General features: G+C 70.6%; 6 protein-coding genes. All 6 read left to right on the plus strand.

Annotation, left to right across the window (positions count from 1 at the left end):
* Positions 1-262 precede the first annotated feature (262 nt).
* The 6 genes from Q5761_RS03315 (at position 263) to Q5761_RS03340 (ending at position 13,799) form a co-directional block, all read left to right on the plus strand.
* On the plus strand, positions 263-1,705 hold the full coding sequence (locus Q5761_RS03315; protein WP_318751591.1) for a glycosyltransferase: 1,443 nt from the start codon (positions 263-265) through the stop codon (positions 1,703-1,705).
* Positions 1,706-2,402: 697 nt separating this feature from the next.
* A complete protein-coding gene (locus Q5761_RS03320) occupies positions 2,403-7,412 on the plus strand; it encodes a sugar transferase (protein ID WP_318751202.1) in 5,010 nt (1,669 codons plus the stop codon).
* Positions 7,413-7,630: 218 nt separating this feature from the next.
* Complete coding sequence (locus tag Q5761_RS03325) at positions 7,631-9,040, plus strand: glycosyltransferase family 4 protein (protein WP_318751592.1); 1,410 nt, start codon at positions 7,631-7,633, stop codon at positions 9,038-9,040.
* Between the two features lie 168 nt (positions 9,041-9,208).
* Positions 9,209-10,612: a transposase gene (locus tag Q5761_RS03330; protein ID WP_318750826.1), complete on the plus strand. Its 1,404-nt coding sequence runs from the start codon at positions 9,209-9,211 to the stop codon at positions 10,610-10,612.
* 149 nt (positions 10,613-10,761) lie between these two features.
* On the plus strand, positions 10,762-12,165 hold the full coding sequence (locus Q5761_RS03335; protein WP_318751203.1) for an IS1182 family transposase: 1,404 nt from the start codon (positions 10,762-10,764) through the stop codon (positions 12,163-12,165).
* A gap of 272 nt (positions 12,166-12,437) precedes the next feature.
* Positions 12,438-13,799 carry a sugar transferase gene (locus tag Q5761_RS03340; RefSeq protein ID WP_318751204.1) on the plus strand — a complete coding sequence of 454 codons (1,362 nt, stop codon included), beginning with the start codon at positions 12,438-12,440 and terminating at the stop codon, positions 13,797-13,799.
* The last annotated feature ends 470 nt before the right edge of the window (positions 13,800-14,269 follow it).

Genomic DNA, 14,269 nt, shown 5'->3' on the forward strand with positions numbered 1-14,269 from the left:
CAGGGCGAGGGGCAGGCGCTCCGTCCTCCGGGAACCCGTCCGGCACGCGAGGGCGGGCCTTCGAGCAGGCCCGCCCTCGCGTTTGCCAGGGCGGGTCGGGAGGGACGCGGCCGTGGGGTGCCTGCGGGGCCGAGTCCCCACCCGTACGGCGGCCGCCGCCCCGGCCGTCGCGACCGGATGCCCGCTGGCGGGAGAACGCTGGATTCCCGTCCCCGGTGCGGGGACGGCCGCCGACGCGCGGCTGAGGCGCCGCGGGGTCGTGATGGTGGTGACCCGGGCCGATCGCGTCGGCGGGGCGCAGGTGCACGTCTTGCACCTGGCCCAGGGCCTGCGCCGCCGGGGCATCCCCGTCCGCGTGATCACCGGACCGCCCGGTCCCTTCACCGGGGCCCTGCACCGGGCGGGCATCCCGTCCCATCCCGTCCCGCACCTAGTCCGTCCCGTCCGTCCGCTGGACGACCTGCGTGCGCTCCTCGCGATCCGCAGCCTTTTGCGCCACCACCGGCCGGCCCTGGTGGCCGCCCACTCGACCAAGGCCACCTGGCTCGCTCGGCTCGCCGCCGCCACCCTGGGCATCCCGTGCATCGTGACGGTGCACGGCTGGCCCTGGGACGCGACAGCGGGGCAAGGCGGCATCCTGCGGCGCCTGTCCGTCCGCCTGGCCCTGGAGGGTGAGCGCATCCTGGGCCGCCTGGCGGCCGCGGTGATCACGGTGTCCCGCCACGACCGCGAGGAGGGCCTCCGGCGGCGCCTGTTCGACCCCCGGCAGGCGGTGGTGATCCCCAACGGCGTTCCGGGACCGGGTCCCCGTCCGCGGCTCCATCCGGGACCCCGTCGGGGACGTGCGGCCCGCTTCCCGCTGATTGCCGGCTCGTCCGGCTCCGGCGATCCGTCCTGCGGGCAGCTGCCCGCTGGCGCCGGAGGGCTGCTCTACGGAGGGCCGTCCGCTGGCGCCCAAGGGCCGCCCTGCGGGGAGCCGCCCGCTGGTGCCGAAGGGCCGTGCGGGCCGCCCTTGCGGGTGGTCATGGTGGCGCGCTTCGAAGCGCCCAAGGACCACACCACCTTGCTGCGGGCGGTGGCCTTGCTGGAGGGACGATCGCGAGCGGAACGGGGCGCCGGGCGGGTGCCGGCCGCCGGGCACGGGCCCTGCTGCCCTTCGGCACCCTCACGTGGTGCCGAGCCGTGGGCATCCTCCCTGGCGGCGACCCCGTGGGTCGTCGAGCTGGTGGGCGATGGACCCGGCCTGGGCCCCGCGATGGACCTGGCCCGGCAACTGGGCATCGGTCATCGGGTCCGCTTCCTCGGCGTTCGGGGTGACGGCGCGGCCGCCGTCGTGGGGGCCACGGTGGCGGTGCTCTGCTCGCACCGGGAGGGGCTGCCGCTGGCGGTCCTGGAGGCCATGGCGGCGGGTGTGCCCGTGGTGGCGACGGCGGTCGGCGGGGTGCCCGAGGCCGTGCGCCACGGGGTCACGGGCTTGCTGGTTCCTCCGGACGACCCGGCCGCCTTGGCCGGTGCCCTGGCCCGCCTGCTCACCGATCCCGTGTTGCGGCGTCGGATGGGCGTCGCCGGATCCCGGCGCCACCGGGCTCGCTTCACCGTCCATCGCATGGTCCGTGCGACCCTGGCGGTATACCGGTCCGTGGTGGCCGACGACCTGCGACAGTCCATGCTTCGCCAGCGTCAGGAGAAGCCCAGCATCGCATGATACCAGGGCACGCAGGATACGCCGAAGATTGAAATTGTGCGACGCTGAAGTCGGGGATGGGGGCGCTCACGCGCTCCGGAGGCGGAATCAGCAGCTGGCCCAGCGACACGTGCAGCCGGTTGGCAATCCGTTGAGCCTGCTTGTAGGTGGGACGAGCCCGGCCTTCGAGCCAGGCCAAAGCCCGCTCCGGCGCCACTCCCGCGGCCCGCGCCAGGGAATCCACCCCGAGGCGGGATCGTCGGGACCCCGACACACGTCTGGCCGTGACGGCCGGGCATCACCTACGCTCCAGCATACACCACATATTTCCTGAGGACCACCCGACCGGGCCGCTGCCCTCACGCGCGGATCCGTCCGGAAAGGGCACCGTCAAGTCGGCTCTTGCGACGCCCCTGCCACCCACCCCGCCTGCAATGCGGCAGCGGATCGCTCCCGGCGTCGTTCCCGCGGGCCGCGCCGCCAATGGCGAGCTGCGCCGGCCGGTTCCTCCTATATTCCAGCCCCACGATCCACCGATCTCAGGAACAACCAGGACATCCACGATGTCCCTGGGACGAACCGGCCCCGAACCGGCCCCGGCTGGGCCCCCGGGGCCGCAGGCGGGAAGCACCGTCACCAGCCCGGTCGCGCGCGGGTTCGCTCCCGCGCCGGGGCGGCGGGCGGGACCGGGGTGAAGGGGGCGGGGGTGAGGGCCGCGATGGACCCCATCTGGGCCGGTCCGGCAGGCACCGTGGCCCTGGCCGGCGCGCACCTGGCGCTGGTGGCGGTCGCCCTCGGGCGGACCCGTCGCCCGCTGCTGACCGGCTTTCACGTGTTCCTGGGCCTGGACGCCGTGGCCTACGGGCTCCGACCCCTGGCCAGCGTGCTGATCGGCGGCTACCTCCTCTACGGGTTTCCGGCCGACCTGCACCCCGGCGGGGCGCCGCTCTCCTTCTTGCCCCCGGCGCCGGTCGAACCGGCCGCCTGGGCGGCCTACAACCGCGGCCTGGCCTTGCAGCTGGGTTTCGCGGCGGCGCTGGTGGCGGCATACCTCCTGGTGCGACCGGTGCCGCCATCGGTCCCGGGGGATCCGCCGGCCCGGCCCGTCGGTTCGGCCCGGTCCCTAGGTACTCCGTCGCCCGATGGGTCGCCGCCCGCACGGCCGTCCCCCACCCCGCCGTCGCCCGCGCCTCCCAACCGCACGGGCGCCCAGGTCGCCCGGACCGCCGCCCATCTGCGGGTCGCGTGGCTGCTCTCGCTGCTCGTGGGGACGGGGGCGGTGGTGGCCATGCACGTCCTCTCCGACGGCGCGTGGCTTCCGGGCCGGCGGGGCGGGACCACGGTGACGGCCGCCGTCCCGTACGGGAAGATCCTCTTCCCGCTGGCGGCCATCCCCCTGGCGGCCAGCCTGCCCCTGGCCTATGCCATGACGGCCGGGCCGAATCGGGGCCCCACCGCGGGCTCCGCGGCGGGACCTGCGGCAGGCCCCACCTGGAGCTCCGCGGCGCGACCCGCCGCGGGCCCCACCGCAGGCCCCGCCGCGGACCACGGTGGCTACGGCGGAACCGGCCGCCGCCAGGCGTCGTGCCCCCGGGCGGAGGGGTCCCGGCGCGGGACCGCCTTCGGAAGGGTCGCCCTTGCGGTCGGGCGCGCCACCCTTCGCGCCACCCCTGGGGTCGGAACCCTCTGGGCCATCGCGCTCCTTCTCCTCCTCTACCAGCGGGGCTATCTGCTCAACGCGGTGGTGGTCGCCGCCTGGCTGGACGAACGCCGCCGGCCCTGGACCGTCCGCCGCCTGGGGGCCCTGCTGGTCGTTCTGATGGTCCTCCTGGCCGGCGCCCGGCCCCTGGCGGGGGTGGTGGCGGAGGGGCTCGTGGCCATCCTGGGTGGCCTGCCCCCGGACCCCGGGGCTCTGCCCACAGCAGCCCTGACGGACGATCCAGCCCCCGGTGCACCCAGATCGCGGGCGCCCGCCGGGACGGCCTCGGGGGCGGCCCGGTCGACGAACCGTCCCGGGCCGCGGGACGGGCCGGCCGCAGCCGCCATGCCACGCTGCGCCGCCCCCTGGGCCGCCCGGCCCACTGCCCCGGCCGCAGGGGCCGCAGGCAGCAGCCCCGCACAAGGGGCGGTCCGGGCGGAGGCGCCGGCGCACCCGGCTGCGGGGGAGGCCGCGGCGCCGCGGGCCTCGGCCCTGCGCGGGGCGGTGCCCGGTGCGCTGGGCGCCTGGGTCCTCGGGGCGGCTCGCTTCGTGGCCCGCACCCCCGACTTCGACGGGCCCGACGTGTGGGTGCTGGTCCAGGGCTTCACCGCCCGCCACGGCCTCCTTGGCGGCCGGACCCTGGCGGCCGTTCCCGCCCGGCTGCTCCCCCCGGACGACCGGTCCCGCCGCTGCCTCCTCACGGCCGTCGACCTCCTCAACACGTACCGCTGGCGGCAGTTCTACTGGGGGACGCGCTTCGGCTTCAACGTCTCGCTGGCCCAGGAGGTCTACCTCAACTTCGGGGCCGGGGCGCTGCCCGTGGCCGGCGGGGTGGCGGGGCTGCTGGCGGCCCTGGCCGACCGTTGGCTGTGGAGCCGGCGGCCGGCGGGGCTTCCCACCGCCCGGGAGGTGTACACCGCGGCGCCGCTGCTGGCCGCGGCCGGGTTCACCAAGGAGCCGGCGGCGACCCTGCTGTGGGTCCTGGCGCACCTGCTGGTCGGCGCCGGCGTGCACGCCGCGGCCGCCGGGGGGGTCCCGCCGCACGGCGCGGGTCCGCCCCAGCGAGAGCATGCAGGGCACAGGGGCACCACCCCGTCCCGCCGCGGGCCGGGGGCGCCATTGGACCCCGGAGATGCGCCTTCCGACCCCAGGGGCGCGGTGCCGGACCCCGGGGGTGCGGAACCCGCGGGGGCTCCCGGGTGCGCGGAACCCTCCAGCGTCCGGGTGGTGATCTGCCGCTCCAACCCGGTCGATCCCGACCCCCGGGTGGAACGCATCGCCCGCACCCTGGCCCGGGCCGGCTACCGGGTGACGGTGGTGGGTTGGGATCGGGAGGGCAGACGGGCAACGGCCGAGCGGGCGACGGCGACGGGAGCGGGATCGGCGGCGGGGAACGGGCCGGGCCCCGGGTCTCGGACGGGCTCGGGGGTGGGGAGGGGAAGGGGACCCGCTCGGGTGGGAGCGGGGTTGGCGGCGGGGACAGTCACGGGAACGGCCCCGGGGACGGCTACGGGAACGGCCCCGGGAACGGGGACGGGGGTGCACAAGGTGCTCCTCGCCACGGACCTGCCCGTCTTCGGGCTCCGGTCGCGGTCACGGCCCCGCCCGCCCCGCAGCCCGTACGGCAACGGCCTGCGCAACCTGCCGCGGTGGCTCGCCTGGCAGGCTCGGCTCCTCGCCTGGCTCTGGCGCCACCGGCACGGCACTGACGTGATCCACGCCTGCGACTTCGACACCCTGATCCCGGCGCTGATCGTCCGCGGTTTGACCCGCAGACGGCACCGCCTCGCCAGCGCGGCGAACCAAACCGGGCCGGCGCCTCGCGCAGCCAGGGACGGGGCGGCACGCCGGGACCGCAGGTCGGCGACCCGGATCGCCGTGGTGTACGACATCTTCGACTGGTACGCCGACACCGTGAGGGGCCTGCCGCCGCTTCTGCGGCGGTTCGTCGCCGCCCTCGACCGGCGGCTGCTGACCCTGGCCGATGCCGTGATCCTGGCGGACGAACACCGCCGCCCCCAGCTGGGCGGGGCCCGCCCGCGCCGGCTGGCCGTGATCCACAACAGCCCGGACTGGGACAGTCCGCACTGGGACGGACCGCGGGATCCCCTGCCGCCGCAGGAGCCGGGGCCGCTCCAGGACGCGGCGACGCCCACGGACCCAACGGCATGTCGCGACGCGACGCTGCCGCAGGACGCGCCGCCCCCGTCCGACCCCGCGCCCCGTGCGAACGGCGAGACCCGGGCGACCCGGCCCGCGGCGGGCCGGCTTGCGTTGCGTCTGGCTTACGTCGGCACCCTGCAGCCGGGACGGGGCCTGGACCTCGTCTTGTCCCTCATGGCCCGGCACCCGGAGTGGCACCTGGAGCTGGCCGGCTTCGGCCCGGACGAGCCGCTGGTCCGCCAGGCTGCCGCCGCGTTGCCCAACGTGACCTTCCACGGCCGCGTCGCCCACGACCGGTGCCGCCAGATCTACAGCCGGGCCGACGTCATCCTGGCCCTCTACGACCCCGCCATCCCCAATCACCGCTACGCCAGCCCGAACCGGCTGTTCGAGGCGCTGGCCCTGGGCAAGCCCGTGGTGGTGGCCCGGGGGACCGGGGTCGACCGCTGCGTCCGGCGCCATCGCCTGGGGTGGGTCGTCGCCTACGGCGACAGCGAGGGGCTCGAGGCGGCGCTCGCCGACGCCGCACGGTGGAGTGCGGCCCGGCGACGCGCCTTCGCCCGCCGCGTCCGGCGTCTGTTCAGACGACGTTGGGCCTGGCCTCACATGGAGCGGCGGTTGCTCGCCCTCTATCGGGCGGTGACCCGCCGGGCCGGCGGCGAGCCGTCGGAGGGGGGCAGGCCCGAGGGCCACCTCCGGCCTACCGGTAGCGGTCCTGGTTCGGCGGGCGATACCCCAACCCACGGCACCGGGCTCCCCCGCGAAAACCCTCCGTCGGACGGCGACGCCGACCACGCCCCTGGGCGACCCCTCGCCACGCCCCACGGCGAACCGGATGCTGATCGCCTGCCCCACGCCGGTGGCGACCCCGGCGCCCATCGCGATCACCACGGTCGGCAGGAACTCGACCCCTCCGACCTCCCCGACCAAGAGGATCACATCCCGCCCCGTGTCCCTGTGGTCCCACGCCGGGGCATCCCCCGGGGTCCCCGCGTGCTCATCGGCCCGAAGGTCCCGCCTGGCGTGCGCCGTCGCGTCCTGATCTGGGCGCTGGGCCATGGGATGGCCGTCGACCTCATCCCCGATCCCTACGAGGTGCTGGTCGCCAGCGCCCGGTGGAGCCGCCTGGGGGACGCACCCCTCCTGCGCATCGGCCCCCTCGAGCCGCCCCCGCTGGTCCGCCTGGCCAAGCGCCTCCTGGACGTGGTGGGGAGCTTGATCCTCCTCGTCGTCTTCGCGCCCGCCTTCGTCCTGATCCCCCTGCTGATCTGGCTGGACGACCGCGGACCTGTCCTCTACCGCCAGACGCGGCTCGGCCTCCACGGCCACCCCTTCACCATCCTCAAGTTCCGGACCATGGTGGTCGACGCCGAGCGCGACACGGGCCCCACCTGGGCAAAGAAGGAAGATCCCCGGGTAACGCGAATTGGACGAGTGTTGCGGTCGACCCATCTCGACGAATTGCCCCAATTGGTCAATGTGCTGTGCGGAGAGATGAGCCTGGTGGGCCCCCGGCCCGAGCGGCCGGAGCTGGCGGCCCGGTTCTCCCTGGACGAACCGGCCTTCCGGCTCCGCGAGGCCGTCAAGCCGGGGCTCACCGGCCTGGCCCAGGTCGAAGGGGTGTACCAAACGTCGCCTACCGTGAAGCTTCTTTGGGATCTCCGGTATATGGCCGGGTGGCGACTGTTTCGGGACATCATGGTGCTGCTACGCACGGTGGGGAGGATCCTATTCCGGGTATGGGGCCCCTCCGCAGGGGCGCCACCTTCGATCACGTCGACGTCTGGGGCCTGGCCCAGGGCTATGCGGCCGAGCACGGGTTCCGCTGCGGGTCGACCCTGGCCGCCATCCCGGCCCGGTTCCTGACTCCTTCCGCCCGGCAGGCCACCCGCTGGCGGACGGCCGCCGACCTCCTCAACGAGTACCGGTGGAAGCACTTCTACTGGCAGACCCGCTTCGGTTTCAACGTGACCCTGCCCCAGGAGGTCTACCTGAACTTCGGGCCCTGGCCGTTGCCCGCGGCGGGGGTCCTGGCGGGGCTCCTGGCGGCCGGGGGCGACCGGTGGATCTGGCGCGGCGGGGCCATGAGAAGTGGTTTCCCCGTCGGGCCGCCGGGGCAGCACCGGGACCGGCGCCGGGCCCGCGGCGTGCCCGACGTAGTTCGCCCCTCTGCGAGCGGCCGGAGCGAAGGAAGGGCTTCCCCAGGCTTCAGGCCCGGCGCCCGCCTGACGGTGGCCGCTGCGAGGCGCCTGCACCCCGGCATCCCACCTGTGTTGCCTGGTGGACCCGGCTGGGTCTACGCGGTCTGCGCCCTCTTCGCCGCGGGCGGCTTCGTCAAGGAGCCCGGGGCGACGCTGCAGTGGACCCTAGCATACCTCTTCCTGGGCGGGGCCGTGGACCTCGCCGCCCGGGCCGTGACACGGGCGGCCGCTCCCCGAACGAAGGGAGTGGTGATCCTGAGGTCCAATCCCGTGGCCCCCGACCCCCGGGTGGAGCGGGTTGCCCGCACCCTGGCCCGCGAGGGGTTCAAGGTCACGGTGGTGGCGCGGGACCGGGAAGGCCGATTGCCGCCGCTGGAAATGGCCCCCTACGGGCCGGTGGTGCGCCTCCGCGCCCGGGGCCGCTACGGGGCGGGCCTCCGCAACCTGCTCGCCCTGCTTCGCTGGCAGTTGCAGCTGGTGGGCTGGCTCCTTTCCCACCGGCGGCGTTATGCTGTGATCCACGCCTGCGACTTCGACACCCTGCTGCCCGCCCTGTTCCTGAAGCTCCTCCTGGGCAAGCGGGTGGTTTACGACATCTTCGACTGGTACGCCGACGCGGTGAGGGGGATGCCCGGCTGCCTGCGCCGCTGGCTGGCGCGGCTGGACGCATGGCTACTGCAATGGGCCGACGCCGTGATCCTGGCGGACGAAAACCGCCTGCCTCAACTGGGCAAGGCCCGCCCCCGCCGGCTGGAGATCGTCTACAACAGCCCGGACTGGGATCCCGACGACGTCATCCGCGGGCTGCCGTCCCGGCGGGGGCTGCGGGTGGCCTACATCGGCCTGCTCCAGGCCGACCGGGGACTGCTGGAGCTCATCGAGGTCATGGGCCGGCACCCGGACTGGGAACTGGACCTGGGCGGGTTCGGGGCGGAGGAATACCTGATCCGGGGGGCGGCTGCGGCCCTGCCCATTGTTCGCTTCCATGGGCGCGTCTCCCCTCATCGCTGCATGGAGGTATACGTCCGGGCAGACGTGCTGGTAGCCACCTACGACCCGTCCATCCCCAACTACCGGTACTCCAGCCCCAACAAGCTATTTGAGGCCATGCGGCTGGGGAAGCCCATCGTGGTGGCGGAAGGCACCGGAATCGACCGGCGGGTCAAAGCCTGGGACTTGGGGCACGTGGTCCCCTACGGTGACACGGACAGCCTGGAGACCGCCCTGGAGGAGGCCGCTGGGTGGACGGGAGAGGAGAGGCGGGCCTTCGCGGTGCGGGTGCGCCGCATTTGAGCCTGTTTCACGAACCCAGGTATTTCCGCAGGACTGCAGCCCCGGGAGGTTAAGTGAAAGCATCGGTTGGGAGCCTGTTTCACGAACCCAGGTATTTCCGCAGGACTGCAGCCCCGGGAGGTTAAGTGAAAGCATCGGTTGGAATTCGCCATTGCCTGAGGTGTTCCTATGGCCTACAACTTCCGCCCGGTGAACCGCGACCAACTGTACCTGCTCCCACCGAGCCTTCGCGACTGGCTGCCTGAGGATCACCTGGCCTGGTTTCTGATCGACGCCGTCGAGCAGATGGACCTGCGGGCCTTTTACGAGAAGTACCGCGCCGACGGTTGGGGCGGAGAGAGTTACGACCCGACCATGATGGTGACGCTGCTGCTGTACGCCTACTGCGTCGGCGAACGGTCGAGCCGGCGGATCGAGCGGTTGTGCCTCGAGGACGTGGCCTTCCGGGTGATCACCGCCAACCAGAAGCCGGATCACGTGACCATCGCCCGCTTCCGCCAGCGCCACGAGCGGGAGCTGGCCGCGCTGTTCACCCAGGTGCTGCGGCTGTGCCGCGAAGCGGGGCTGGGGAAGGTCGGCGTGGTGGCACTGGACGGGACGAAAGTCAAGGCCAACGCCTCGCTGGCGGCCAACCGAACGTATGATGTGATTCGCCAGGAAGTGGAGAAGATGCTCCGGGAGGCGGAGGCCACGGACCGGGAAGAAGAGGAGCGGTACGGCCCCGGGCGCCGTGGGGATGAGTTGCCGGAGGAACTGCGCTCCCGCCAGAGCCGGCTGGAGCGGCTGAAGGCATGCAAGCGGCGGCTGGAGGACGAGGCGGCCCGGGAAGCGGCTCGGCTGCAGGCCCGCATCGAGGAGCGGAAGGCGCAGGAGCAGGCGACTGGCAAGAAGCGGCGGGGACGGAAGCCGAAGGCGCCGGATGCCTCGGTGGATCCGGCGGCCAAGGCCAACGTGACGGATCCGGACAGCCGGATCCTCAAGACCCGGCAGGGCTTTGTGCAAGGGTACAACGCCCAGGCGGTGGTGACCGAAGACCAGCTCATCGTGGCCGCGGCGGTGACGCAGGACGCCAACGACGTGGGCCAACTGCACCCGATGCTCCAGCAGGCGCAAGCCAACCTCCAGGCAGCAGGCGTGGACAAACCCATCCGGGCCGTGGTGGCCGACGCAGGGTACTGGAGCGAGGCGAACGTGAAGCAGGCGCCGGTCGAGGGGCCGGAACTTTTCCTGGCGACGCGCAAGGAGTGGAAGCAGCGCCAAGCCTGGAAGGATGCACCCCCTCCGCGGGGCCGGATCCCCAAAGGGCTGAGCCTGCGGGAGCGGATGGAACGCAAGCTGCGGACCCGGCGAGGACAGGCGATCTACGCCAAGCGCAGCCAGACCGTGGAGCCCGTGTTCGGGCAGATCAAGACCGTGCGAGGCGCCGACCGGTTCCTCCGTCGGGGTCTGGCGGCGTGTGACAGCGAGTGGAAGCTGCTTTGCTTGACCCACAACTTGCTGAAGCTCTGGCGGAGGGTCAGGGAGCGATCCGCCACCTTGCCCTTTGAATGTACGGTGGCGGGCTTGGCGTAGAAGGGTCACGATCGGGCCGCCGGCCTACACAGTCCTGACCGTCAGCCCATGTGACATGAGCGAATCGACCCGGTACGTTCCCACTAGGCCCGATCTCTCAGGGTCGGTGCAACAGGCTCTTGGAATTCGCCATTGCCTGAGGTGTTCCTATGGCCTACAACTTCCGCCCGGTGAACCGCGACCAACTGTACCTGCTCCCACCGAGCCTTCGCGACTGGCTGCCTGAGGATCACCTGGCCTGGTTTCTGATCGACGCCGTCGAGCAGATGGACCTGCGGGCCTTTTACGAGAAGTACCGCGCCGACGGCTGGGGCGGAGAGAGTTACGACCCGACCATGATGGTGACGCTCCTGCTGTACGCCTACTGCGTCGGCGAACGGTCGAGCCGGCGGATCGAGCGGTTGTGCCTCGAGGACGTGGCCTTCCGGGTGATCACCGCCAACCAGAAGCCGGATCACGTGACCATCGCCCGCTTCCGCCAGCGCCATGCACGGGAGCTGGCCGCGCTGTTCACCCAGGTGCTGCGGCTGTGCCGTGAGGCGGGGCTGGGGAAGGTCGGCGTGGTGGCACTGGACGGGACGAAAGTCAAGGCCAACGCCTCGCTGGCGGCCAACCGAACCTACGATGCGATTCGCCAGGAAGTGGAGAAGATGCTCCGGGAGGCGGAGGCCACGGACCGGGAAGAAGATGAGCGGTACGGCCCCGGGCGTCGTGGGGACGAGTTGCCGGAGGAGCTGCGCCACCGTGCGAGCCGGCTGGAGCGGCTGAAGGCATGCAAGCGGCGGCTGGAGGACGAGGCGGCCCGGGAAGCCGCCCGGCAGCAGGCCCGCATCGAGGAGCGGAAGGCGCAGGAGCAGGCGACCGGCAAGAAGCGGCGGGGGCGCAAGCCGAAGGCGCCGGATCCCTCGGTGGATCCGGCGGCGAAGGCGAACGTCACGGACCCGGACAGCCAGATCATGAAGACCCGGCAGGGCTTTGTGCAAGGGTACAACGCCCAGGCGGTGGTGACCGAAGACCAGCTCATCGTGGCGGCGGCGGTGACGCAGGACGCCAACGACGTGGGCCAACTGCACCCGATGCTCCAACAAGCGCAAGCCAACCTCCAGGCAGCAGGTGTGGACAAACCCATCCGGGCCGTGGTGGCCGACGCGGGGTACTGGAGCGAGGCGAACGTGAAGCAGGCGCCGGTCGAGGGGCCGGAACTTTTCCTGGCGACGCGCAAGGAGTGGAAGCAGCGCCAAGCCTGGAAGGATGCACCCCCTCCGCGGGGCCGGATCCCCAAAGGGCTGAGCCTGCGGGAGCGGATGGAACGCAAGCTGCGGACCCGGCGAGGGCAGGCGATCTACGCCAAGCGCAGCCAGACCGTGGAGCCCGTGTTCGGGCAGATCAAGACCGTGCGAGGGGCCGACCGGTTCCTCCGTCGGGGTCTGGCGGCGTGTGACAGCGAGTGGAAGCTGCTTTGCTTGACCCACAACTTGCTGAAGCTCTGGCGGAGGGTCAGGGAGCGATCCGCCACCTTGCCCTTTGAATGTACGGTGGCGGGCTTGGCGTAGAAGGGTCACGATCGGGCCGCCGGCCTACACAGTCCTGACCGTCAGCCCATGTGACATGAGCGAATCGACCCGGTACGTTCCCACTAGGTCCGATCTCTCAGGGTCGGTGCAACAGGCTCATTTACGACGAGCATTTCTCGTGGCGGATCATGCAGCAGCGGTTGCTGCGCCTGTACCGTGACCTGCTTACACCCCTCGCCGCCCAAATACGGTTTCCCGGTGAGTAGGCAGGCGCGACAGCCGGAAGAACCTGAAGAGGGGAGGGCACCGTATTGAGGGGGCCTGCAACGCCTTTCCGAGACGCCACCGCGGGCCCGCAAGGTTTACCCCCATTTACCCGGAACGAACCGATCACGTTCCGCGCGTTTTTTGGCAGCTACTCGCGGCTCGTGCTCCTGGGGGTCGGCGATGCAGTCTTGGCTCTAACGGGTTACGTTACTGGGACCTATGTGGGAGGATTGGTGCATGGAACCCCGGTACCTCTCGATCCTGGACCGTGGTTGGAGTACCCGCTCGCTACCGTGGTCCCGGTCATGTCCGGCCTCGTCTTTCTTGCCCTCTACAGGGGTTACCGGGACTTGCACCGCTCGTATTTCGAACTCGGCCGCGATGTGTTCACCGCCGGTCTTTGGTCCACTTTTCTGACGACGGCGGTGCTGCACTTCTATGAACCCGGGAGCCCGGCGCTGGCGGCAGGTTCAGCTTGGCTGCCAGCCGGAGTGATCACCGCGTGTCTGGTGACCATGTGGCGCGTCCCCTTCGGCCGGTGGGCTAGGAACGCCTGGCGGGAGAGGCCGGTGACGCCCATTTCCACGCAATCCGAGGTTTGGCGCCGGCGGTTACCGTCTTACGTAGCGGTTCACAGCTGGATGTCCCCAAAGGCCTTCCTTCAAGCACGACCGGCAACCCAGCGGGTCATGGTGACACCCGACGTCCGGGTAGAGGATCGTGAGCGGATCGTCGGCTGGGCCCTGCGGAACGAGGTGGAGGTTTTCCTGGTGCCCGACGTGTACGAAGTTCTAGTGGCCTCTGCCCGGTCGACGCAGCTCAGCGACATTCTCCTTGTGGAGATGCCGCGCCTGGGTCTGCCAGTCGAGCTCCGGGCAATCAAACGGGTGATGGACGTTGTGGGCGCCATCATCCTTTTTTGCGTTTTTATACCGGCGTTCCTAGTCGTCCCGCTGTTGATCTGGGTGGAAGACCGAGGACCGGTCTTGTACCGACAGCAACGAGTTGGCCGTGACGGTAAGTTGTTCGATCTTATCAAGTTTCGGACCATGGTGCCGGACGCGGAGAGGGAGTTGGGTCCTGTCTGGGCACAGCAGGAAGATCCCCGTATTACGCGAATCGGACAATTATTGCGTTCGACCCATCTCGACGAGCTTCCGCAACTCGTCAACGTCCTGCGAGGCGATATGAGCCTTGTCGGCCCCCGGCCGGAACGGCCAGCGCTGGTCAAAGAATTTGTCGCCCGTAACCCCGTGTATAGGGTGCGGGAAGCCGTCAAGCCTGGGATTACGGGGCTAGCCCAGGTCCTTGGTCGCTACGATACGGACCCTGATGCTAAGATTCGGTTCGATCTACGCTATGTAAGGAGTTGGAGCTTTAGCCTCGATATGTTATTAGTACTGTGAACACTACCCGTAGTGCTTTTACCGCTGGCTCGTGCTACCGACCGGGAGGAGCACGGACAGAGCCTTCGGCTAAAAATTATGAGCCCAGAAGAGAGGTTATAAGAAGGCGAGAGTGGTCTGGTTGGTCAGATGTAAGTATTTATTGAGTTATGAGTTCGTAGCAAACGCCCCTGCGAGCCGTGAGGTTTGTAGACACTTGGGCCTTGCAACTATGATCGTCAACACCCTGGAGCGATACGGAAATAGAGTTGGGGGTACTGATGGTGTACGTACTTGCTTGGCCTGCTTTCAAGAATAAAGCTCACAATCCATATAACTGGCTATTGTATACCCACCTTCTACGGCACGGTATCAACGTGGAGGAGTTTTCGCCTTGGAAATTGCTGTATAGGCATTACTCAATCTGGCATCTTCACTGGCCGGAAAGATTTTTTAATGATCCGGATCGAAAGAAAGCATGGTTCAAGAGT

Origin of the sequence: Thermaerobacter composti, from assembly GCF_033582035.1 — a bacterium.
GTDB classification, from domain to species: Bacteria; Bacillota; Sulfobacillia; order Thermaerobacterales; family Thermaerobacteraceae; genus Thermaerobacter; species Thermaerobacter composti.